The organism is Collinsella sp. BM28, from assembly GCF_054551995.1.
In genome coordinates, this window is the sequence record NZ_JBTOLJ010000001.1 from 1,788,946 (window position 1) to 1,813,328 (window position 24,383).

Annotated in this window: 16 protein-coding genes; 2 read left to right on the forward strand and 14 right to left on the reverse strand. The window is 62.5% G+C overall.

Going from position 1 to position 24,383, the window contains the following annotated elements:
• The 6 genes from ACX9NZ_RS07840 to ACX9NZ_RS07865 all read right to left on the reverse strand — a co-directional run bounded on the left by ACX9NZ_RS07840 (position 1) and on the right by ACX9NZ_RS07865 (position 8,961).
• A complete protein-coding gene (locus ACX9NZ_RS07840) occupies positions 1 to 702 on the reverse strand; it encodes an NADH-quinone oxidoreductase subunit C (protein ID WP_118652321.1) in 702 nt (233 codons plus the stop codon).
• Entirely contained in the window at positions 703 to 1,257 is a 555-nt protein-coding gene (locus ACX9NZ_RS07845) for an NADH-quinone oxidoreductase subunit B family protein (RefSeq protein ID WP_233545986.1), read from the reverse strand.
• 12 nt (positions 1,258 to 1,269) lie between these two features.
• Positions 1,270 to 4,152, reverse strand: a complete 2,883-nt coding sequence (locus tag ACX9NZ_RS07850) for a proton-conducting transporter transmembrane domain-containing protein (RefSeq protein ID WP_118652319.1) — start codon at positions 4,150 to 4,152, stop codon at positions 1,270 to 1,272.
• A 295-nt stretch (positions 4,153 to 4,447) separates the two neighbouring features.
• Complete coding sequence (locus ACX9NZ_RS07855) at positions 4,448 to 5,632, reverse strand: FprA family A-type flavoprotein (RefSeq protein ID WP_294160012.1); 1,185 nt, start codon at positions 5,630 to 5,632, stop codon at positions 4,448 to 4,450.
• A gap of 118 nt (positions 5,633 to 5,750) precedes the next feature.
• The gene (locus tag ACX9NZ_RS07860) at positions 5,751 to 6,122 is read right to left on the reverse strand and encodes a helix-turn-helix domain-containing protein (protein WP_407496482.1); all 372 of its coding nucleotides are present in this window, start codon (positions 6,120 to 6,122) and stop codon (positions 5,751 to 5,753) included.
• A 238-nt stretch (positions 6,123 to 6,360) separates the two neighbouring features.
• Positions 6,361 to 8,961: a ribonucleoside-diphosphate reductase subunit alpha gene (locus ACX9NZ_RS07865; RefSeq protein WP_407496484.1), complete on the reverse strand. Its 2,601-nt coding sequence runs from the start codon at positions 8,959 to 8,961 to the stop codon at positions 6,361 to 6,363.
• Between the two features lie 167 nt (positions 8,962 to 9,128).
• Between ACX9NZ_RS07865 and ACX9NZ_RS07870 the strand changes: the two genes are divergently transcribed.
• Positions 9,129 to 10,187, forward strand: coding sequence for a ribonucleotide-diphosphate reductase subunit beta (locus tag ACX9NZ_RS07870; RefSeq protein ID WP_407496486.1), 1,059 nt, complete (start codon positions 9,129 to 9,131; stop codon positions 10,185 to 10,187).
• A gap of 118 nt (positions 10,188 to 10,305) precedes the next feature.
• On the opposite strand, the gene ACX9NZ_RS07875 is transcribed toward ACX9NZ_RS07870, so the two are convergent.
• The 6 genes from ACX9NZ_RS07875 to ACX9NZ_RS07900 form a co-directional block, all read right to left on the reverse strand.
• Positions 10,306 to 12,771: a metallophosphoesterase family protein gene (locus ACX9NZ_RS07875; protein WP_407496488.1), complete on the reverse strand. Its 2,466-nt coding sequence runs from the start codon at positions 12,769 to 12,771 to the stop codon at positions 10,306 to 10,308.
• A 296-nt stretch (positions 12,772 to 13,067) separates the two neighbouring features.
• Entirely contained in the window at positions 13,068 to 15,134 is a 2,067-nt protein-coding gene (locus tag ACX9NZ_RS07880) for an elongation factor G (RefSeq protein ID WP_294121586.1), read from the reverse strand.
• Positions 15,135 to 15,384: 250 nt separating this feature from the next.
• The gene (locus tag ACX9NZ_RS07885; RefSeq protein ID WP_407496490.1) at positions 15,385 to 17,781 is read right to left on the reverse strand and encodes a tetratricopeptide repeat protein; all 2,397 of its coding nucleotides are present in this window, start codon (positions 17,779 to 17,781) and stop codon (positions 15,385 to 15,387) included.
• A 131-nt stretch (positions 17,782 to 17,912) separates the two neighbouring features.
• Positions 17,913 to 18,674: an amino acid ABC transporter ATP-binding protein gene (locus ACX9NZ_RS07890; protein WP_294121582.1), complete on the reverse strand. Its 762-nt coding sequence runs from the start codon at positions 18,672 to 18,674 to the stop codon at positions 17,913 to 17,915.
• 67 nt (positions 18,675 to 18,741) lie between these two features.
• Positions 18,742 to 19,395: an amino acid ABC transporter permease gene (locus ACX9NZ_RS07895; RefSeq protein WP_118652299.1), complete on the reverse strand. Its 654-nt coding sequence runs from the start codon at positions 19,393 to 19,395 to the stop codon at positions 18,742 to 18,744.
• A 318-nt stretch (positions 19,396 to 19,713) separates the two neighbouring features.
• The gene (locus ACX9NZ_RS07900) at positions 19,714 to 20,616 is read right to left on the reverse strand and encodes an amino acid ABC transporter substrate-binding protein (RefSeq protein WP_294160023.1); all 903 of its coding nucleotides are present in this window, start codon (positions 20,614 to 20,616) and stop codon (positions 19,714 to 19,716) included.
• A gap of 193 nt (positions 20,617 to 20,809) precedes the next feature.
• On the opposite strand from ACX9NZ_RS07900, the gene rlmD reads away from it, so the two are divergent.
• The gene (rlmD, locus tag ACX9NZ_RS07905) at positions 20,810 to 22,081 is read left to right on the forward strand and encodes a 23S rRNA (uracil(1939)-C(5))-methyltransferase RlmD (protein ID WP_118652296.1); all 1,272 of its coding nucleotides are present in this window, start codon (positions 20,810 to 20,812) and stop codon (positions 22,079 to 22,081) included.
• On the opposite strand, the gene ACX9NZ_RS07910 is transcribed toward rlmD, so the two are convergent.
• Together ACX9NZ_RS07910 and ACX9NZ_RS07915 are read right to left on the reverse strand one after the other, a co-directional pair.
• Positions 22,078 to 23,436, reverse strand: a complete 1,359-nt coding sequence (locus ACX9NZ_RS07910; protein ID WP_233545981.1) for a lipase family protein — start codon at positions 23,434 to 23,436, stop codon at positions 22,078 to 22,080. The genes rlmD and ACX9NZ_RS07910 overlap by 4 nt on opposite strands.
• A 94-nt stretch (positions 23,437 to 23,530) precedes the next feature.
• The gene (locus ACX9NZ_RS07915; RefSeq protein WP_118652290.1) at positions 23,531 to 24,355 is read right to left on the reverse strand and encodes a phosphatase; all 825 of its coding nucleotides are present in this window, start codon (positions 24,353 to 24,355) and stop codon (positions 23,531 to 23,533) included.
• Between the last annotated feature and the right edge of the window lie 28 nt (positions 24,356 to 24,383).

Sequence of the window (24,383 nt, forward strand, 5' to 3'; positions counted from 1 at the left end):
CTACTCACCGTCCTTTCCTGCAGCGGCGTCCTTCGCGGCCTTCGCGGCGAGCGCCGCGCGGATCTTCGCCGCCTTCTCGGGATCCATGTTTGCGAGCTTGGCCTCCATCTTGGCGGCGCGCTCCTCTGCCGTCATGGCGGGCTTGGCGGCAGGCGCGGGCGTCGGTGCAGGCGCAGCCGCGTTCACCGCGGCGACGGCGGCGGAATCTGCCTCGGCGGCACTCGTGCCCAGAGCGCGCTCGGCCTGAGCGGCTTCGGCGGCTTCACGGGCCTTCTTTGCCGCAGCCTCGGCCTTTGCCGCGGCGGCAGCCTTCTTCTTGGCGAGCTTCTCGCGCTCGGCCTTCATCTCGGGCGTGATGATCGTCATGGGCTCGGAGGTGGCCAAATTGAAGAAATGGCCGCCAAAATCGAGCTTCATGTTCACGAACCGCACGCCATACAGGTCGTGGGCCTCGTTTTCATACGAGAATGCGGCGAAGTAGAGACCTTGGATCGAGGGGACGCGGCTCGACTCGTCAATACCGTAGACGCACAGGTTGAGCGCGTTTTGCGTGGTCTCGTCATAGAACGTGTACAGCAGGTCGATACCCCGCTCAGTGGTCTCGGCGCACATCTGCACAAAGCGTATGCCCTCGTGCTTGAGCGTTTGCACACGCGTGAGCAGCTCCTCGAGCGGCAGGTCCACAAAGGACGTCGTGTACATCTACGCCTCCTTCTTTTCGTCGGTCTTCGCGGCGGTGGAATTTGCGGTGGAGCCATCGGCATCCTGAGCGCAGGCGCAACCCTTGGGAGGCAGGATGCCCGCGCGCGGCGCGGTGGCGGGATCCTTGCCCTCCGCCATCAGTTTGGCCTTCTCGTCCAAGATCTTCACGGCCTGCAGCACCGCGTCGATGATCGTTTCAGGACGCACGGCGCAACCAGGCGCATACACGTCGACCGGAATGGCCTTGTCCACGCCGCCGATCACGTTGTAGCAATCGCGGAACACGCCGCCGGTGCAGGCGCAGATTCCGCAGGCCACCACGACCTTGGGTTCGAGCATCTGATCGTAGATATGGCGCACGACCTCGATGTTCTGCGCGTTCACAGAGCCGGTCACCAAGAAGATGTCGGCGTGCTTGGGGTTGCCCGTGTTGATAATGCCAAAGCGCTCGATGTCGTAGAGCGGCATCATGGAGTCGAGCACCTCGATGTCGCAGCCGTTGCAGCTCGACCCATCGTAATGGATGAGCCACGGCGATTTCGAAGAGTATCCCATCTCATAGCTCCCTTAGATAAACGGCGTGATGAGCACGTAGAACAGGTTGACGACGCCCATCACGAGCGCCACGAGCCACGCGAGCTTGAGGCAGAGCTGCCACTTGACGCGGGCGAAGTTGTTATCAATCCATACCTCGAAGAACCACACGAGCGCCATCACGATGGCGGCGACTGCGAACGAGATGGGGTTATCCCAAATGAAGAACATGCCGACCCACATGAGGAACAGCACGCTCTCGCACCAGTGCATCACGTCCACGATGGCGAGCGTACGGCCGCTCATCTCGGTGGTGATGCCCTTGACGATCTCCTGGTGCGCGTGATGGCTGTAGGAGAGGTCGAACGGGGACTTACGCAGCTTGATAGTGAGGATGAACAGCAGGCCGATGAAGATCGGCACAAGTACGCAGATGATGGGGCTCTCGAGCGTGGTGAGCGATGCGATGTCGAAGGACTGCGTGGCGGTGAAGAAGCCCACCGTCATGATGAGCAGCATGGGCTCGTAGCTCATGACCTGCAGGCACTCGCGGTCGGCGCCCGTATCGGAATAGGGGGAGCGTGACGAGTACGCCGCCACGATCACGAAGAGCGTGCCGAGCGTGACCAGGAACACGCACATGAGCAGGTTGGAGCCGGAGATGAACAGGCCACCGGCGAGGACCACGAAAATCAGTCCGCACGTGACGTACGCCTCGTCCACCGCATTGACCGTCGCCTGCTCCTTGACGAGGAGCTTGCGCAGATCGTAGTAGGGCTGCAGCAGGCGGGGACCCACACGGCCCTGCATGCCGGCACTCACCTTGCGGTCAAGGCCGTCAAGCAGGCAACCGGCAATAGGTGCGCACACGCCAAAGACCACAACACCCACGGCGATGCCGCCCAGCCCCGGACCCACCAGACGCACGGTGCGCTCGACCAGGAAGCTGCCGCCGGCGAGTACGGCGGGGTCGAAGATGAAGCAAGCGGCGAACCCCATAAGGATCACGGCGGTGCACAGGATGAGGCCGATCGTGCTCAGCGCACCCTCGGGGAAGATGTCGGCCATGTACCAGTTGCGCTTGGACGACGTCATGGTGCGGCCCATCGAGCCGTGGTAGCGACGGCTATCGGGATCGGTGCAGGTGCCGCCCAGATAAACGGCCATACGGCGCTTATTGGTGGCGCGGCCCCACGGCGTGAGCAGCACAATGGCGATGAACACCACGATCACGGCCATGATGAGCATATTGTCCATGTCGATGAGCTGCGGCGCGTCGCCGAACGCAAAGGTGAGGTACGGGGCAACCACGCCCTGGGAGATCAAGGGCAGGCACACGCAGCAGACGAGCAGCAGCGCGGAGATAAAACCGATGGCCGCCCACTCGCTCTTGTGGACACCCGCCTCCTGGTTCTCGGCCTTCTGGGAAACACCCGAGAGCTTGCCCAGCCACTTGGCCCAATAGAAGAAGGTAGCAGCGGAACCGAACGCCAACATGATGAGAAAGAGCACGTTGCCCGTCTCGGCGAAGGACACCAGCGTCGCCCACTTGGAGACAAGCATGCCAAAGGGCGCCACGAACATGCCCATGATGCCGAGCATCATGAAGCGCGTGAGATGGGGCAGGCGGCTGAAAAGGCCATCCATGTCCTCGATGTTGCGGCTGCCAATGCGGTGCTCCACCGTGCCCACGCACAAGAACAAGGTGGACTTGGACACCGTATGGAAGATCATGAGGAAGATGGCGGCCCAAACGGCCTCGGCGGTGCCCACACCCGCGCATGCGGACATGAGGCCCAGGTTGGCGATGGTCGAGTACGCGAGTACGCGCTTGGCGTTGCTCTGCGTGATGGCCATGAAGCTGCACAGCACGAAGGTGATGCCACCCACGAGCACCACCATCGTCGATGCCGCCGGGAACACCAGATACAGGGGGGCAAGCTTGACCAGCAGGAACACGCCCGCCTTGACCATGGTGGAGGAGTGGAGCAGCGCGCTCGTGGGAGTGGGGGCGACCATGGCTCCCAGCAGCCAGCGATGGAACGGCATCTGCGCAGCCTTGGTGAGGCCGGCAACCGAGAGCAGCATGAGGGGCACGATGAGCAGATCCGCCTGGGTGCCCTTCCCCGCCGCAATCAGACTCGTGAGCGACATGGGCAGCCCCGCCGCGTGCACGAGGATGAGCGCGGCGAGGAACGCCAGACCGCCCACCATGTTGAGGTTGATCTGCGTGAACGAGTTCTTAATCGCCTCGGGCGTGCGGGTGTAGCCGATCATGAGGAAGGAGCAGACCGTGGTAATTTCCCATCCGGTGAACAGCCACTCCAGGTTATCCGAAACCACGATCACGAACATGGCCGACAAGAAGGTGAACATGAGCGCCGCGAAGACATGGCGGCGATCGGGGGCATCGGCGGGCTGATGGTGCTGGAAGTCATGCATGTAACCCAACGCGTACACGCAGATGGCGCTACCGACCAGGCCCACGATCAAGATCATGATAAGTGAAAGCGTATCCACATATACGGGCACGGCAAGCATGTGGCTCGGGCCGGCTCCCAAGGTCATTTGGGCAAAGAGCACGATGCCCACCGTCTGAATCAGGCCAAGCGCGAGCGCGATGCGATTCTTGTAGCGAATGGCACTCCACAAGATCACCGCGCACAGCACGATGTCGACTGCCGTCATGACCCAGGAGATCACATAGCTCGTCGACTGCGAAAACTCAAAGCTTGCAATGGCATGCAGGGCACCCGCCTCAACGGTGAACGTCTGCGCGGCAACGAGCACCGACATCGCCGCCGTCACCGCCGCTCCACCAATCGTGATGGGTCGACGCGCCCGCTCGCCCTTAAAGACGAGCAACAGTGCGGCCGTGATCAACGGCACCGCGATCAAACACCAAATCAGTCCCATAGGTCCCTCTCCTCCATTGGGCTGTCGCTCACACGCAAAGCGGCAGGTGTACTGCGGCAGACTATGTCAGACGTATAAGTTTAGTCCTTTCAATCGGCAAGCGGCGTGAGATCGCCAATTGTGCCGTCATTGCCCCATGGCGCCGTCATTCGTGGGACTCCCGCAAGGCGCGATAAAAAATGGGGGTCTACTCGGTCGTTCCGAATAAACCCCACACATATTGTTTTATGACGCCCCATCACGGTGAACATGTCGCTCGATTGCATAATCGTGCGCGCATGACCAATCGTGCGCGCTACGCGCGGGCGGCCTCGATCATCTTGCGGACCGTGTCCTGCAGCTCGGAGAGGTTCTCCTCGCTCGGAATCCACTGCTGGGCAACCACGGGCACCGGCAGCTGGAACTTCGCGTTCTCGAGCTCGGCGTACACCTGCTTGGGGCCGAGCGGAGCCCAACCGTAGGAGCCAAAGGCAAGGCCGATACGCTGGTCGTTCTTGGGCGAAAGACCGCGCATGTAGGTGAGGAAGCTCGCCACGGTGGGCAGCATGTTGGAATTGAGGGTGGGCGAACCGACCGCAACGTACCTGGCATCGCACATGTAGAGCATGATGTCGGAGATGTGCGTGTTCTTGACATCGATAAGCTGGGCGGAAACACCCTCTGCGATAAACGCGTCGCAGATCTCGCGCGCCATGGACTCGGTCGAATGCCACATCGAATCGAAGACCACCACGGCCTTCTCCTCGGTCTGATACGTGGTCCAAGCCTCGTAGCGCTCGAGGATCTCGGGGATATGCGAACGCCAGATGCAGCCGTGGCTGGGGGCGATCATCTTGAGCTCGAGGGCCTTGACCGCCTCGAGGGCCTTGTGTGCCTGCATACCGTAGGGCCACACGATGTTCGCGTAGTACTTCTTGGCCTGCTTGAAGATCTCGCAGAGGTCGTTCTCGTCGTCGAAGCGCTTGGTAGTGGCGTAGTGCTGGCCAAACGCATCGTTGGAGAACAGGATCTGGTCGACGTCGGAATACGTAACCATGTTGTCGGGCCAATGAACCATGGGAGTGGTCACAAAGGTGAGCGTGCGCTCGCCAATGCACAGGGTGTCGCCGCTCTTGACCGGAGTCGCCTCGATGCCAAAATGCGCGCGGACCTCGTTGACGCCCGCCCCAGCGCTGGCATAGATCTGCGCATTCGGGGCGATCTTGTGAATCACCGGCAGGGAGCCGGAGTGATCCATCTCAACATGGTTGGTGATGACCACGTCGATCTTGGCGGGATCGACCACCTGGGAAATGCGCTGGACGAGCTCGTCCGCGAACGTTGCCTTGCACGTGTCGATGAGGGTGATCTTCTCATCCATGATGAGATAAGCGTTATACGTGATACCGCGTTCGGTGGTATAGCCGTGGAACAGTCGCTCGTTCCAGTCGATGCCGCCAACCCACCAGACCTTAGGGGAGATCTCGATTGCATTCAGCATGTTGAATCCTTTCTGCCATGTTTGCAGCCGCTGATTCGAGACAGCATTCTAGCATGTGCGCAAAAAGAGGGCGCGGCATGGGAACATAACCCCATGCCGCGCTCTAACAGCGGAGCGATTAGTCAAGGGGGCGGTTCTTTGGCTTGACGCCGCGGGGCTTATTCACCAAAGCCTCGGCACCATGCTCCCGATACTGGCGGCACCACGTCTTGACGGAGGACTCGCTCGGGATGCCATGCTTGATCATGACCTCGCGCACGGTCATGCCGTTCTCCAAGCGATCCTTCACGGCAGAAAGCTTGAGCTCATAGGGATACACCCGATGGCGCGAACCGGCGTTGAGCACTGCGGCCCTACCGCCAACCGCGTAGGCGCGCGCCCACTGACGTGCGGTCGCATCGGGTATCCCCAACTTCGAGGCAAGGGCGCGATGACCTGCACCCTCCGAAAGCGCGGCGACCGCCTGACGGCGCACCTTAGCACTGTACACTCGTCCTGTTTTTTGATCCACCACGGGGTTCACCTCTCGAGTCGCTCGTTTCTGTTACGTTGATCGGCATATCGGGTATATCGGATTCGTGCCAGTATAGATTGCCCTCATACGTAAGCCCACTTAAAAAACAGGTATATGTCGAAGCGCACAGAGAGAGCACATCTGTGAGTTTATGGACATATGTTACTTCCAAACGAACAGTCCGCAGACCTTCGCGGACGCCCCTCCCCACCTTCTATGCGGAACAGGATTCGCATTCCTCGACCTCGAGTGACTTGCTCCGCACGTAATAGATGGTCTTGACGCCCCGTCGCCAGGCCTCGAGGTACAAATTGAGCACCTGGCGCAGCGTGTAATCGTTCGTGATGTACAGGTTCATCGATTGGGCCTGGTCGATATGACGCTGGCGCACACCCGCCGCCCGCACACTCCACTGCTGATCGATATAGTGCGCCGGCTTGTAGTACCAATACGTGCGAGGCGAAAGGTCCGGGGCAACACGAGGCAGCATCGCGCCCTTCTTTTCTTCCAGGAAGAACTTCCGCATGATGGGATCGATGCCCGGGGTGGTGCCCGAAAGGATCGACGTCGAGCTGGTGGGGGCCACGGCAAGCAGATAGGCGTTGCGCACGCCGTGCTCGCGTACGCGCGCAGCGAGCTCGCGCCAGCGCCCAACGCCCAGACTCGGCTCTCCATCCAGGTACCCGCGCTTCTCGAAGTATGCACCGCTCTGCCAGTCGCTACCCTCAAAGACCCCGTTCGCGCCGCGCTCCTCCGCCAAACGCTCGCTCGCGCTGATCGCGTGGTAGTTGATGCGCTCGAACACCTCGTCCACAAAACGCAGATGCTCATCGCTCTCCCAGCTCACACCGCGTTTGGCGAGCATATGGTGGTACCCCGATACGCCCAAGCCGATCGAACGGTAGCGATGGTTGGTGAGCCGGGCGTAGGGAAGCGCGTAGAAGTTGAGGTCGATGACGTTGTCGAGCGCGCGCACGGCCGTCTCGATCACCCGCTCCATGACGGCGTCGTCCTCCACGGGCAGGCGTCCGAGCGAAAGGCTCGCGAGGTTGCAGACCACAAAGTCGCCCGGACGCGCGGTGGTCACCACCACCGTGTCGCCATCCTCCGTGACAACCTCGCGGGAAACCTCCTGGATTGCACTTGTGTTCTGCGCGATCTCGGTGCAGAGATTGGAGCAGTAGATGATGCCCTCATGCGGATTGGGGTTGGCCCGGTTGACCGCATCGCGCATAAACGCGAACGGGGTACCCGTCTCGACGGCACTCTTGAGGATGAGGCGAACCATATCCTTGATGAGAATGGTGCGTTTGGGGATGCGGGGGTCGGCGACGCAGTCACGGTACCGACGCTCCCACTCCTCGCCGTAGCTGTCCTCCAGCGCGTAGCCTTTCACCATCAAGATGTCGTGCGGGCACATGAGGTGCCAATCCTGATCAAGGCTCTCCTCCGCCATGCGCCAGAACAGGTCCGGATAGCATACGGCGGGGAAAACATCATGCGCTTTCATGCGGTCGTCGCCGTTGTTCGTGCGCAGGTTCAAGAACTCGGGCAGGTCGCGGTGCCAGGCGTCGAGGTAGACGGCCACGGCGCCCTGACGCATGCCGAGCTGGTCGACGGCAACGGCGGTGTCGTTGATCACGCGAATCCAGCGGATAACGCCGCCGGCAACACCCTCGAAGCCGCGGATGGATCCACCCGTGGCGCGGACCTTGCCAAGATACATGCCCATGCCGCCACCGTACTTGCTCACCTGGGCAAAGTTGTCGATGCTGCGGTAGATGCCCACCAGGCTGTCGGGCACGGTGTCGATAAAGCAGCTGGAGAGCTGGTGATCGGGCTTGCGGGCGTTGCTCATGGTAGGCGTGGCCATGGTGACCTCGAGCTTGCTGAGCATGTCGTAGAAACGGCGAACCCATTCGAGGCGCGTCTGGGAGTCCTCGTTCATGGCAAGGTGCAGGGCGATGCCAAGGAACATCTCCTGCGGGCTCTCGAGCGGCGTGTGGTCGTGGGCGTGGATCACGTAGCGCTGAATGAGCAAATCGAGGCCGGAGTAGGTGAACAGCTCATCGCGCGCGGGCTCGAGAAACGACGCGGCCCGATCGAGCTCAGCGACCGAATAGGCCGTGAGGATATACGCCCCATACAGGCCCTGGTCGGTGAGATGGCGGATGAGTTGGCCGAACGTGTCGATGCCGAGCGCGCGGCGCGTCGATATGAGCTCACGGCTGAACGCGAACCCGTGCAGGCGCGCCGCGATGAACTCCCAGCGAGGCGCCTCTTGGCTCGTGAGCTCAACCGCGCCACGGACCAAGGCGGCCATACGGTCCGACGCGGTGGCGTCCGCACCGATGAGGGCGCGGTAGCGCGCGGCAAGCATGGCAAGGTCGTAGACGGGGTCATCGAAGTCCCGCTGGATGCGGGAAAGGGCATCGTCCAATCCGGAGGCAAGGTCGGCGTCTCCCGCAGCGACCGCATTCGCCACATCGGAGCGGACGGAACGCCTCTCGGCACGCTCGTGACGGTACAGGATGTAGCTCTTCGCCACGTCGAAGTGTCCCCGCTCCATGAGGGCGCGTTCGACAAGGTCCTGAATCCCCTCGACGGTCGTGACCTGTTCACGCGCCATTGCCGACTCCACATGCGACAGCAGCGCCGCCAGCTCGTCGGCCGAAACCGCAGGGACAGAGGACGCGCCCGCCTTCCCCAGCGCGACCTCCTCGAAAGCACGACGCATCGCCTCGACGATCTTGCGGCCCTCGTAGGCCTCCATACGCCCATCGCGTTTTTTGATGACGTCCGCTGCGTGCACCATGGCATCTCCTTGCGTTCTCGGTGAAAACACTATATATAGACATCTGAGTGATACGTTCTATCAATATGTCGGGTATATAAGCATAGCCTAACTGTTTCTATTTTTGTATCGTATACTAAAACCACTAAGGATCATACGTGCGCCCAACGGGAAGGAAGGAATTCGCCATGACCATCGAAGATCGCCAGGCACTCGTTAAGAAACCGTTGTTCAACCCCAATGGCGACATCGATGTGCGCGACCGCCGCTTGATCGGCGGCAACACCACCAACCTCAACGACTTCAACAACATGAAGTACCCCTGGGTCTCAAGCTGGTACCGCCAGGCGATGAACAACTTTTGGATCCCCGAGGAAATCAACCTCACCCAGGACGTTAAAGATTACCCGCGCCTCTCCCCCGCCGAGCGCGCCGCCTATGACAAAATCCTGTCGTTCCTCGTGTTCCTCGACTCCCTTCAGTCGGCGAACCTTCCCAACATCGCCGAGTACATCACGGCCAACGAGGTGAATCTCTGCCTCTCGATCCAGGCGTTCCAGGAGAGCGTGCATTCGCAGAGCTATTCGTACATGCTCGACACCATCTGCGACCCCGCCAAGCGCAATGAGATTCTGTACCAATGGAAGACCGACGAGCACCTGCTCGCGCGCAACACGTTCATCGGCGACCTGTACAACGAGTTCCAAGAGCGCCGCGACGCGCGCACGTTCCTGCGCGTCCTCATGGCGAACTTCATCTTGGAGGGCGTGTATTTCTATTCCGGATTCATGTTCTTCTACAACCTCGCACGCATGGGCAAAATGCCCGGCAGCGCGCAGGAGATCCGCTACATCAACCGCGACGAGAACACGCACCTGTGGTTGTTCCGCAGCATCATCCTCGAGTTGCAAAAGGAGGAGCCGCAGCTGTTTTCCGATGAGAACGTGGCGATGCTGAGAGAAATGCTCGAGGAGGGCGTGCACCAGGAAATCGCCTGGGGCCGTTACGTACTGGGCGATGCGATTCCCGGGCTCACGGGCGATATGGTCGAGGGCTACATCAAGTACCTCGGCAACCTGCGCTGGAGCTCGCTGGGATTTGGCCAGCTATATGAGGGCTATCGCTCCGAGCCCGAGGACATGGCGTGGGTGAGCCAGTACTCCAACGCGAACATGGTAAAGACCGACTTCTTCGAGGCGAAGTCCACCGCATATGCCAAGAGCACCGCGCTGGTGGACGACCTGTAGAGAGATGTGCAAAAAGGGGCTATCCCCATTTGCGTATCGTGCAAAGAGGGCGATGGGAGATGTCCCGCCGCCCTCTTTGCGCTCGCAGCACTCAGTGCCGTGTGTCTGCCGAGATTAACTACTCGTCGAACGACTCCCATTCGTCGGCATCTTTGCCACGGCCGACCTTGAAGGCCGCCGCGAGGGCACCCAGGCCCATCAGCGCAAAGGACGCAAGCGACATCGAGTCGCCCATCTGGGGCAGCGTACCGTCGGGGTTCTTCTTCGAGACCGTGCCCTTACCGTTTGAGGTCCCGTTGCCCGTGCCCGTGCCGGCGATGCCGCTACCGTCGTTACCGCCATCGGTGCTACCAGATCCCGCAGGCTTCCAGTCGGGATCGGTCAGAGTGGAGGCGAGGTCGAGCTTACGGTCGGTCAGCACGCTCTCGTCGTGCGTGAGCGAATACAGCGCGCCATGGGCGAGTTCGGCGAGCTGCGGGATGTTCGGGATCATGTCGGCGGGATTATCGCCCAGGAAGCCTAGGACCGATCCCACATTCGAAGCAACGATACCGATCAGGGTAATGGGGCCGCTGCCCTGGTCTTTCACGCACAGGTCGCCAAGCTTGAACTTCACCTTCTTGAGCAAGGTGGTGAGTGCCTTCAAGTTCTCCTCATTGTTGATGGCACCGCGCAAATAGCTGATGAGCGATCCGTCCGCTGTCGGATTCCCCTCGGAATCGGAACCCGCCAGCCGCATGTTCGCAGTCGCTGCCTCGACCCAGCTGGGACACGTCTCGTCACCGTAGAGATGATCGCCATAGGCGAACTTGATGAGGTCGAACAGGGTCTTGCCGTCATCCGAAACCTGCTCGTTGACCAGCACCTCAATCAAAGAACGCAGGAGGTTCAAGGTATCGCCCCTGCCCTCTTGCAAGAGCTGCGCATCGATATTGGCATACAGCGTTGCCATGAACTTCGCAAACGAGGTAGCGTCGATGTAGTACGACCAGTATCCCGCAGCGGCCATGGGAACCGAAGCAGCAACGCCTTCGATTTCGGCGGCCAACGACGGGTCGGGAGACAGCGCGAGCACCTGCGCGGAACTCGTAACCCCATCCAGCTGCTCGAGAATGATTCGCTGTTGGGCCGCGTCCGACCAGATGCCGAGCGTTCCGTAGCTCTTGAGAAGGAAGCTCAAGTCTCCGAGCACGACGGCAAGCGCCTCGTCCTGGGACTGCGGCAGCATGGTGAGCAGCATGTTGAACAGCGCCGGGTCAAGGCCGTCGGCGGTGCCATCGCCCACATTCAGGCCGCCCAGCAGCCCGGCCAGCGCGGGCTTGACGCCCCCGTTCGCAACCATATCGTCGATCGCCGGCGACACCAGGGCATCGGCGATCATGGTCTTGACCACGTCGACGGTAAGGAGACGTTCCTCGCCATACGCCGTGATATCGGCGATCTTCGTAGTAGCTTTGGTGTCGAAATCGACGTAATCCACCGAACCGAGCGGATGGTTCTCGACGGCAAGGGTCGCCTCGACATTCGCCGTCCCCTCCTCGCGCTTCCAAGAGAGCGTGGCGAAGCGGATGTCACTCGGATAGGTAACGGTCGCGCAGGTCTCGATATCGTAGAGGGTGTTGCCCGCCTCGGTGGTGATACTCGCGATGTCGTTGGCGTGCATGTGGCCGGTAAAGACCGCCGAGACTCCCGCATCGGCGTAACGGCGCTGGCAATCCTCGTAGTTATCGACCAGGTACTCGCCCATGAGCTCGGGCTCCATGGAGAAGTGCGGGATCACACCGTGGTGCTGGGTCACGAACACGATATCCCCGGCCGCGCGGGCCTGCTTGGCCTGGCTCTCCACCCACGCGAGCAGCTTCTCCCCCACCACACCAGACGTGACGTGCTCATCGCGGCCGAGCCCATTCTGGTCGGCGGAATACTTGCCGGAGTCGACCACGATGAGCGTGACGCCCTTGGCGGGGCGCACCACGTAGGAGAGGCTGCCGCCCTGACTGCCGCCCTCATCGAACTTCGCGATCGCGTCGTCGTAGCCGCAATCGGCGTACAGCTCCTTGAACGCGAGCGGGTCGACGAGGTCGGTGTGCTCCGCCTTGCCGCTCGAGAAATCACGGCCGTTGTCGTCGTTATTGATGTCATGGTTGCCGTTGATCACGCAGAACATGGCCTGCTTGCCGGCATTCGCCAGCTGCTTCTTGGCCGCCGCGAGCTTCTCGTGCATGCCCTGATGGCAGACGAGCTCGCCGTCCTTCGTGAGGTCGCCGGAAAGGATCACCAGATCGGGCTGATACGCCACGATCTCGGCGAGGGCCTTATCAACGATGGCGCCTGACTCGCGAAACATCTTGCGGTCGGAGTTCTCGGCGATAGTGAAGTCACCGCAATCCGCGTACAGCTTCTGGGAGAAGTAGTGCACGTCGGAAAGGTGCACGATCTTGATCTGGTTGGGGTAATCCGTGCCAGCCTCGATCGTCTCGGCCGCTGCCTCATACGGATCGGCGGACATCGCGACAGCCGTGGCACCCGCCCCGACCACCGAGAACCGAACGAAATTCCTGCGACTGATTTCCTTTTCCAGCATGCATCGACTCCCATCGACGAAAACGGCAACAAAAGGGCCGCCATGGCGACCACCGCGTTCAGTATGGGAGACATCTGTTAGCTAGCTGCATGCCGTGCCGTCAGCTCAAGGCAAGGTTACGGTAAAGAATGTCAGGTTTTATCCAGGAACGTAAGGCTTTTATTCACGGCGGGTGACCTCGGGCGAGACCTCAAATGAGTGCCTGTCCCCATATTGAGGCAAGGCGGGCGCACCGCTGGATGCGCCCGCCTCTCACCAATCACACCGTGGATGCATTGCCACGCGTGTCGCCCGAGCTACCTGCCCTGGGTGCGGTTGTGCTCGTAGATCTCCACAAGCTTTTGCTGCACGTCGTAGGGCACCTGCTCGTAGCCGGCGGGCTCCATGGTGAAGTCACCGGTGCCGCGCGTGAGCGAGCGCAGACGCGTGGCGTAATCGACGAGCTCCGCATACGGCACGGTCGCGGTGACCACAGTCTCGCCGCGGTCGCTGGAATCCATGCCGGTCACGCGACCGCGGCTGGCGGAAACATCGCCCATGACCGCACCGGCGTAGCTCTCGGGGATCGTCACCTTGATGTTCTCCATGGGCTCGAGCACCACGGGATCGGCATCCTCGCACGCCTTCTTGAGGCCGATGCGCGCGGCGGTGCGGAACGCCATCTCGTTGGAGTCGACCGGGTGGTAGGAACCGTCGTAGCAGGCGACGCGGATGCCGGTGAGCGGATAGCCCGCGATCACACCGTCCTTCATGGTCTCCTGGACGCCCTTGTCCACCGCGGGGATGAGCGCGCGCGGGATGCGACCGCCCACGACCTCGTCCACGAACTCGTACTCGGTGCCGTCGAGCAGCGGCTCCACGCGCAGGTAGCAGTCGCCGAACTGCCCGGCGCCGCCGGTCTGCTTCTTGTGGCGGCCCTGGGCGCTCGCCACACGGCGGATGGTCTCGCGGTACGGGATACGCAGCGGAACGATGTGCGCGGCGACCTTGGTGCGGTCCTCCAAGCGGTTGAGCAGGACGCTCACCTGAGCCTCGCCCACCGCGGAGATAATCGTCTGGGCGGTCTCCTCATCGCGGTCGATGCTCATGGTCGGGTCGGCCTCGCACGCCTTCTCGATGAATGTGAAGAGCTTGTCCTCGTCGGAGCGGTTCTCCGCCTCGATGGCGATGCGGTACTGGGAGTTGGGGAACGCGAACGCCGCCGCCTCGACCTTACCGGTCACGGACAGGGTGTCGCCCGTCTCAGCGCTCAGCTTGGGCACCACGATGATGTCGCCCGCGTAGGCGTGGCCGACCTCGGTCATCTCGCGGCCGCACATCACGTAGAGGTGCGTGAGGCGCTCGCCCTTGCGGGTGCGGGCATTGACGAGCTCCATGCCGGGCTCGATGGTGCCGGTGAGCACCTTGAGGAAGGACAGGCGGCCCTGCTGGGGATCGTTCAGGGTCTTGAAGTCGAAGACGACGGGGCGCTCATCCTCGCTGGAAATCTTGAGGGTGTCGCCGTCGATGAGCGGCATCTCGCCGTAATCGGTGGGCGCGGGGAAGTAGGTCGCGATATCGTCCATGAGGGAGTTGACGCCCTGCTCCTTGATGCAGGAGCCGGCGAACACGGGGACGAACAGGCGCTTGGCGATCGCCTTGGCGAGCAGGCCCTCGACCTCGTCCTGAGTGAGGGACTCGCCCTCGAGGTACTTCTCCATGAGGTCGTCGTCGGCCTCCGCCACGAGCTCGCACAGGGTCTCGTGGGCGGCCTCGGCGCTGTCGCGGAGCTCCTCGGGAATCTCCGATTCGGTCTGCTTGGTGCCATCGCAATGGCGGGCCTTCATGCGCACAAGGTCGATGATGCCGTTGAAGTCATCGCCCGTGCCCCACGGGAGCGTGACGGCGCCCAGGCGCGTGCCAAAGCGCTCGCGGAGCATCTCGAGGCACATGTCGAAATCGGCGTTCTCCTTGTCCACGCGGTTCACGAACACGGCGCGCGCGAGGCGCAGATCCTCGGCCGCGTACCAGAGTTTGACGGTGGTGGGCTGCGGGCCCTCGGCGGCGTCGACCACGAACAGGGCCGTCTCGCACACGCTCATCGCCGCATAGGCGTCGCCGATGAAGTCGGGGTAGCACGGGGCGTCGAGCACGTTGATGCGGGCGTTCTTCCAGTCGATCGGCGCGATGGAGGTCGAGATTGAGAACTCACGCTTGACCTCCTCGGCATCGTAATCGAGCGTGGGCTTGGTGCCGCCGTGACCGCCCAGGCGAGCGGTCTTGCCGGAAAGGTGGAGCATGGCCTCCGCGAGCGAGGTCTTGCCCACCCCGCCTTGGCCTACGAGCACCACGTTCCTCACATTGCCAGTCTTGGGCGCACCCATGGGACACCTCCCTTTCCCAGCGCGCTGCGAGCGCGCCGAAAATGCGTGCGAGGTGCCCTGTGCATCCCCGCACGACAGCCGTATGGCATGAGCCTACCCAGTTTTACACGCGGATATATTGGCCTTTCGACCAGCGTGCACTCAGGCACGGTAAAGGGCTTGACGCGCGATACAAGCTATCGAGAAGCGGTACGGGTGCAAACAGGCCAAGCGCCGGGTAAAACAGATCGCATTCTGAGAGAGCCTGCAGCTACCCCTGCATCAGCGAACGGCGCACCGATGCGAGGACATCGAAACTGTTGGGAGCCACATCAAACGTGGACAGGAAGTGCACGAGCGCAGTGGCTGCGTTGAAGATACCGGCGTCAACCAGGCCTATCGCCGCCATCGCCGCCTGATCCCGCAGCTGGCTGACCGGCGCCACCGGTACGCCCTCGGCGCGGAGCAGGGCCACCGCCTCGTCGCGCGCCGGAGGACGGCCCAGGTGCGCCTCTTGCATGAGCTCGCGCATCTCCGCCTGCGTCTCGCCATAGAAGAACGAGTCGCGCGCCACCATGGCATAGCAGGCAAGGCCGAGCGACGGATCGCCACCCTGCCAGAAGAGGAAGCCCAAGCGGTAGTAACCGCAGGCGATATCGTTGGGATCCACCGCGACGCGCATGCCGTCGAGGATGACGCGGGCCGCATCGGAGTCACGGCCGGCCTCGCGATACGACAGCGCAAGCGTGTGGTATGAGACGAACGACGTGGGCGCCAACCGGACAAGTTCCTCGCCCAAACGAATCGCGTCCTCGTTGTTTCCCTGGTCACGGTATAGGCGGCATAGCAGGGAGCGCGCGTCGAACGCGGTATCGGGAATCTTGCGATACGTCGTCGAAGGATCCTCGTCGAACAGCCCAACTGCGATGCGTGCAATCATGTTCGAGCAGTACAACGGGCGCGCATCGCTCTCTTGCAGTACGTCCGCGGCATCGTAAGCGGCGATGATGTCGGAGACCTCCGCGGTCGCCGATGCCGCGGCGGCATCGCCTTGCGCAGCCTGCTCGTGCACCCTGTCGCAAAGCTCGCGGTACCTGTCGCGCAGGGGATCGTCGCCCACGTCGAAGATATCGAGCTCGGCGACGGTCTTGGCGCGCAGCGGGCCGACCAGGTGCGCAGGGAGCGAACGCTTGTCGTTCGCCATCTTGATATCGCGGTTGGGCAGGCCGGCATCGATGCGCTCGACCGGCACAAGCGAGCCGTCCACGTCCCGCTCCATGTTGATGGCGCGAAGCGAGAGCATCTTGATGAGCTCCTCGACGGACAGCGACGCCTCGAGGATCGCACCCGTCTGGATTGCCGGCACCGTCTCCATGGTGAACAACTGGCGGCTGAATTCGGCCGAGCACACCACCGCTCCGTCGATGTCGCGCTCGTGCGTCGTCACCACCGCGCGAATGACGCCGACGCTGGATCCGAAGGCGATGGCGGCGAGCGCCATGCTCAGGCGGAGCAGGTAGGCCACCTGCATGTCATCGCACGTCAGCGCAGTGCCAGACGCCGGAAAGGCACTCGCTACGGGAACCGTGACATCGATGGAGAACACGCCCGCCGACGCATCGCAGCCGAACAGGTAGTCGAAGCCAAACGGCGCGCGCAGCCCCTCCGCCGCCGCGGCGAAACGAGTGCGCACGTCCCACTCTCCGCCGCGCGCGGCATCTGTACCAAGCAGGCTGCTGTAGTCACTCTTGCGGTCGCTCGCGCGGATCGCGGTGCGGGCCACCTCGGCAAAGGAGCTCAGGGACTGGAGGGCCGCCCGCTCGCACTCATGCTCGCTGATGACCCCCACCATGGGCGAGGATTCCTCACCCAGATAATGCTCCATGAACACAAGGCGATTGAGCGCGCCCTCCACCGCCTGGAGGGTGTCCACCTGCTGTGGGGTCAGCTCGCGCTTGTCGCAGCCCGTCCAAAACAGGCCCGTCGAGCCGAGCCGGCGCAGGTCGATGTCGTGCGCGGCGGCGATTGGGCGCACGCCCTCGGCACCGGCATCCATCAACGTGCGGGAAGCGAAGCGCTCGAAATCACTCGCGCCCTCGCGCCTGCCGCGATACACGATCTCATCGAGCGCATCGGGATACGCGGAGCCGATCATGCCGTCGAGGATGTCGCCAACGGTCAAGAACGAGCTGGCGTCGCCCCGCTCCTTTGACAACACGTGGTACAGCACAAAGCACGCGGCGCCCATCTCATCGATGTCGTATGCCCCCTTGCCATATGCGCCCATATCGTTCATCGATGTGGCAACCGTGAGCTTATAGTCCTGAGGGCGCTGGGTGAATCGTACGACCTTGACCGGCCTACCCTCGGGGCGAACGTAGAAGAACGCGTCGCCCTCGTCGTCCTTGGACATCCCCGCATCGGCGTCGCGCGAGGGGCGCTCGGATAGAGGCTCGTCGCATTCGTAGACAGCGCCCCCGAGGGCAAGCCAGGCGTGGATTTTGACTTTACGTGATGCCACCGGCTCGACTAGGTAGCCCATGCTCTTCTCGGGCTGGGGCCTGATCGATTCGACGATCATGAACACGCGGCCCCGCTCCTGCCCGGGGAGCTCCCTGAGCTGCGTGGTCTTGGCAAACAGGGGAAGTTTGAACAGCTTATCCGACATGGCGACCGCTCCCATTCTCCCGCACGATCGGGCGGGTGTAACTGCTCACTCCATCCTATCAAAGCATGCGGTGCCCGCCCGCCACTCCCGCGAGCGGAAGCGCGCGCCGTCCGGGAGATCCTAGGCGTCGTCTATTCGCCCACGCGAGTCAGGAAAGCACGGGTACGCTCCTCGCGGGGGGCGTCGATCACCTGCTCGGCGGGGCCCTCTTCCACAATCACGCCGCCGTCCATGAACACCACGCGGTCGGCGACCTCACGCGCAAAGTTCATCTCGTGTGTCACCACAACCATGGTCATCTGCTCGGCGGCAAGGCCCTTGATCACGCGCAGGACCTCAGCGGTGAGTTCGGGGTCGAGCGCGCTTGTGGGCTCATCGAAGTAGAGGATCTCGGGGTTCATGGCCAGTGCGCGGGCGATGCTCACGCGTTGCTGCTGGCCACCGGAGAGCTGGCAGGGGACCTTGTCCTCACACCCTTCGAGCCCCATCTTGGCAATGAGCTCCCGGGCGCGCTGCTCTACCTCCCCCGCCGGGCGCTTCTGCACGCGCAACGGGGCATCGGTGATGTTACGCATCACCGTGAAGTGCGGGAAAAGGTTGTAGTTTTGAAACACCAGGCCGAATCTGCCGCGCGCCTGCTTGAGCGCCTCCCCCTTGGCGTAGACCGACCTACCGGAGGCGCCTTCCGTCGCAACGGCAAGATCACCATAGGACAGGGCGCCGCCATCGAGCGTCTCGAGCAGCGTCATGCAGCGCAGCAACGTGGACTTGCCGCCGCCGGATGGGCCGATAATGGCAACGGCCTCGCCGCGCTCAACCTCGAGCGAGATGCCGCGCAGCACCTCGGTACCCCCGAATGCCTTGCGAGCGTCTTTCATAGATACGACAGGCATATGAACCCCTTTGAAATTGCCGAGGGCGGATGCAGCGCACGGACCTTAGACGATGCGCGCGTCAAAGCTAGTCGTGGTAGTAGGAGAGCATCTTCTCGATGCGGCCCAACACCAATTCGACAGCGAAATTGAAGACCCAGTAGATCGCGGCGGCGATTGCGAAGGGCACCATACTCACCTGCGAGGCAACAAGGGCCTTGGCGGTGGAGAACATCTCGCCCACGCCAATGGCAAATGCCAGGGACGTGTCCTTCACCAGCGTGATGACCTCGTTGCCAATCGCCGGCATGATGCGCTTGACCACCTGTGGCAGCACGATGTAGAGGAAGGTCTGCGCCTTGGAATACCCCAAGACCTCGGCGGCCTCATATTGGCCGCGGGGGATGGATTGCAGGCCGCTGCGATAAATCTCGGCGAAATACGCGGCATAGTTGATGATGAACGCGACGATGGCCGCCTGCCACTTGGAGTCTGTGGTGAGCTGAATGCCGAACACGTAATACGGCATGAAGTAAATGGCGAACATCTGCAGCATGAGCGGCGTGCCACGCATAACCGAAATATAGGCGCGCGTGATCCCGCGCACGACCTTGAAGCGGCTCACGCGCAACAACGCCACCGGAACGCCAAGCGGAAGCGCACCGATGAGCGTAAACGCGAAGATCTGCAAGCTGGTGAGAAAGCCCTCTCCCAGCATTTGAACCATAGTCGTGATTTCCAAGATATCTCCCGGTCTGTTTCTACCGCCTGAACGACTCTACCATGCAAACGCCCTCCGCAGCAGGCAATCGCGCCTCCAACCACGCGAACGGCTTTTCCAGGTGCCTCAGATCGGCGCGAACGCAAAGGCGCGGTGTGCGGATACGGCCCAAGCAACGCGCAAGGCTTTTCTAGGTGCCCCAGGTTCGCCCGAACGCAAGAGCGCCCATCACCAGCGGGCTTCCCAGGTGCCCCAGATCCGGCCGAACCCAAAGGCGCGGTGTACGGTGGTACATAAGCCTTTGGGTTCGGCCGGAGGTGGGGTGCTTGGGGAGGCCGACTATTTGAGCTGCCAGTTGTCCATGCTCAGCCCCTGATCAGCGTACTTGGCCGCGATCGTCTCGACTGTACCGTCCTCGTACAGCGCCTTTAGCGCCTCAGTCACGGCCTTCGCGGTCTTGGTGTCGCCCTTCTTGAAGCCGACGGCGTAGTTCTCCTCGGAGAGGCACTCGTCGAGCATGACATAGGCATCGGGCTTGGCGGCCATCTGATACCGCGCGATGGAGAGGTCGCAGGCGACGGCGTCGACGGCGCCGGACTCGAGCTGCATGAACGCCGTGTTGTACTCGCCGATGGTATCGAGCGAGGCGAAGGTGGCGGCGAGGTCGGCGGCATCGCCCTCGAGCACATCCTCGGCGGCGGAGTCAACCTGGGTCACGACGGTCTTACCGGCGAGGTCTTCCTGCGAAGCGATGCCGCTGTCGGCGCGAACCACGATGACCTGTGCGTTGAGCATGTAGGGATCGGAGAAGGTGTAGTCCTTCTCACGGCCCTCCATGGTGAACCCGTTCCAGATGCAGTTGATGGCACCGGAGTCGAGCAACGTGTCCTTGGCGTCCCAGTCGATGGGCTCGAGCTTGATCTCCCAGCCCTCCTTCTCGGCGACCGCCTGGGCAAGATCGAGGTCGAAGCCGGTGTACTCGCCATCATCACCCACATAGCCATAGGGCGGGTAGGACTGGTCGAAGCCCACAATCAGCTTGCCCGTGGCCGCAGCGGAGGTATCCGCCGCTGCCTTGGTGGCAGAGCCGGCGCTAGAGCCCTCGTTGGTGGCGGCCGGCGTGCCACCGCAGCCGGCAAGCAGCGTGAGCGAGAGGGCAGCAGAGGCGACGCCCGCCACAAGAGAGCGACGCGTCATGGAGCGGGCGGCGGTCACGGAGAGGGTCTTCTGGTCCTTATTCATACTGTGTCCTTTCCCCTGTATGCACTTTACTTAACTAAAGTGTGATGGTCAACGGTTGGAAGAATAACACTTTAGTTTGACGAAGCGCAAGGAACACCATCGAGATTGCCGCTCTGTTACGGGGCCACCTCATGAGATGTGTACAATGGGGCCTGGCCTCAATGTACCAACTTCTTTGGCGAATGGATTGCCCATGGCGAAGCAGAACAAACCGGCATCCGCGGATCGCAAGGCACCCTGCCCGATCATGCGCCAATGCGGCGGATGCGAATGGCTGGGGCTCCCCTACCGCAAGCAGCTCGCCCGCAAGCAGCTCGCCATGTCCGACCTGTATCGGCCTCTCATCGAGCGCTTTGGATGGCGTGTCGATGTCGACCCCGTACTCGGCATAGGACCCTCGCGCGAGACGGGGCCCGTCACCGTGGCGGATGCACCACTCCCGGCACCGCGGTCGTTTCGCCACAAAGCGGCCACGCCCTTCGCCCCCGGCGCATGTGGCGAAGTACGCAGCGGTTTCTTCGCCCGGGGAACGCACGATATCGTCCCCTGCCCCGCCTGCGCCGTTGAAGCGCCCGGGGCGCGTGAACTCCTGGGCGACGTCGCGCGTTTCGCAACCGAACTCAACATCCCCGCTTACGACGAGGACCTCCGCCGCGGCCAGCTTCGTTACGCCGTGCTCCGTTGCGGATGGCGCACGAAGGAGGCGATGCTCACCCTTGTCACTCGCACGCGCGAGGTGCCGCACCTCGAGGAGCTTGTCGAACTCGTCTCCCAAGCCCATCCCAAACTGGTGACGATCGCCCAAAACGTCAATCCACGCGTTACCAACGCGATCCTGGGTGGCGAAACGCGCATCCTACACGGCGAGCCCCGCATGCGCGACGAGCTGCTCGACTGCACATTCGAGATCTCCCCCGTCTCCTTTTACCAAGTCAATCCGCAGCAGACAGAAGTGCTCTACCTACAGGCAATCGAGGGCATGGACCTGCAAGACGGCACCGTGGTCCTCGACGCGTACTGCGGCAGCGGCACCATCGGCATCGCCGCGGCCGCTCACGCCCGCAAACAGGGCGTTCGCATACGCCTCGTGGGCGTGGAGCGCAATGTGGAGGGGGTGCGCGACGCCGTGCGGAACGCACAGATCAACGGCCTGGCGGACACGGCGGAATTCATCGCCCGCGACGCGACCGAGTACATGAGAGAGGCCGCCGACGCGCACATGCACGTGGATGTGGTCGTTATGGATCCTCCGCGGGCGGGGTCGACGCCGGAATTCATCGAAGCCGCAGCGGCGCTCGCCCCGCGGCGCATCGTCTACATCAGCTGTAACCCGGTAACGCATGTGCGCGACCTCGCGGTTCTCGGCGAGAACGGTTACCGCGTTGAACGCCTCACGCCCGTGGACCTCTTCCCCCACACAAGCCATACGGAGATGGTTGCGACCCTCACGCGAGCGCACATCTAAACGGCACCGCTCTCCGTCAGGTCATCCTCGTCAATCGCGTTCATCCAAGCGATGTACGTACTCGGATAATGGCTGTAGAGCATGCGGACCGGATCGACGCGCGCGGCGACGGACGCAAAGACCGCACATGCACCGCGTGGGGTCACCAGCTCCTCAACCGACCCGATACCCTGCGCGACGTCGGTCAGCACCGCATCGACCACGTGTTTGTCGGACGGGTCGGCGCCGCACGCCACTCCAACCGATTGCTCATACAAGCGCTCCATCGCGGTGCGGAGCTCATCGAATCCCTCTGCATCAACCGCGGGGAGTGCCTTGTCGATGCCGTAGCGCTCGTATCCCCATGTACGCAACGGCAGGTAGGGCATGATGTCGGAAGGATTCGCGATGTTGAAGATATTGGCGTATCGCGCATCGTGCGCCTGGGCGTTGAGCGTGGTGGCGGGAGAAGCGAACGTGTAGGCGTACACCCGGTCAATGCCGGCGAGGGAATCGGCGCCCGCAACAGATGAGGTGACGGTCCCGGCCCGGCAGTCGTCGATTTCCGCGGCGGCGAGGTTCGCGATTGCACCGCCCCTGCTGTGGCCCACCAACAGCACCGAAACCTCCGCGCCATCGCCAGCGGACTCATCCGCCCATGCAGCCACCTCACCGCAGATCTCCCGCGCGGCACGGCAATATCCGCCGTGGTCGCTCGTCTCGTCCGTTGCGAGATCGAGGTTGCTCAGCCATTCGGACCCGTAGCTTCCCCGTATGCTCACCAGGATCACATCGCGGGGCGAGCCCTCTTGGCCGTCACCGCCCGATAATGCCAGACGTTTGCGGGCGATCGTGTACGCCACGCCGTCGGCATCGTCCGTCACCAGATTGAGGACCTCGTCCAGCACCTCGCTGCGAAACCGATACGAATCGGTGCACACCTCGTCAAAGCCGAGTTGCGCCAGAGCCTCTTCCATATACGCGGGCTGGTTGCTCCCCGACTGGTAATAACCAGACTCGGAATACGCCAGGGCCGCCAAAACGGAACTCGCCCGCGCGAGCTCATGGTTGTACACATGTTCGTCTCCGGTGAACCACGAATCATCCCACGTCACGCTTGTGGACGCCTCCCCGCTGCCGGGAGCATCGAGGCTCGTGTAGGTGAGCTCGGCGCTAAAACGCGCGGGCAGCGGAGCCTCTTCGCCATACGCCGCGGGCAGAGCGGAAGAAGCCGTCACGTTCGCACGCGTAGACTCCTGGACGCGGCGCGTATACAGACGAGCGGAAGCGGTGAGCGTCCCTGCGATCAGCAGCAAGAGGCACGCCAGCGGAACGCGGCGCAGCACCGCGCGCACTCTGCCCGATCGTCTTGCCATGAGCCGCCTCCCTCGCATCGGGCTTCAGAATATCAGGCGCGCTCGCTCGGCGTGTGACGAAAACCTTACATTTTGGTGGGGGTTTCTTAAGAAGCTATGATTGCTCTCCCAGCACCTGAGACAGATCGCATACACCCGAGGCGGCAAGTTCGCGCAGGAACGGCTCGCGACCGCGGTTCATGATGAGCTCCTCGGGGAAATGGATCTCCTCGAGCATGCGCTCGACCGCGGAGAACCGCCCAATCTGCGGGGCGATGTGCGCGTCGCTCGACACGGCGATACCCACGCCCATCTCGGCGCAACGCTCGGCGATCTTGCGGCACACGCCCTCGTGCTTGCTACCGCCCTCCAGCGAGTGCTCGTTGACCTCGATGAGCTTATGGTGCTCCTTGGCGCAGGCGAGCACCGTGTCGAGGTCGTACGGCAGGCCCGAACGGCCCGTGTGGCCGAGGATGAAGACACGCGGTTGTTCAAGCACGGCGACGTACATGTCGGTGATGTCGGAGATCGAGCAGCCCTTGGCAAAATCCGTGTTGTGGACGCTCGCGATGACGTAATCCGCCGATTCGGTCACGCGCTCGAACAGCGAGCGCTCGCTTGCATACGTGCCGCCGGTGATGCTCTCGCGGCAGGGGATATCCTGGCCGAACAGCGACCCGTCGAGCCCTTCGATGTCCGCCTCGCAGCCGTGCAAGACGGTGACGCCCTCCCAGGTTCGCGGCCAAATCACCGTGTTGAGGAAGAACTGGAAGTTGCGAATATGCTGCTCGGGGTAGAGCATGCTGCTCAAGTGGTCGGTCGATCCCAAGATCTCGAGGCCGGCGGCAGAGGCCGCCCGCACGTTCTCCTGGATGGTCGAATACGCGTGGCGCGAGTAGAGCGTGTGCGTGTGGACGTCTCCCAAGATACGGTATGCCATGGTGCCTGCCTTCCTCGATTGCGGACTC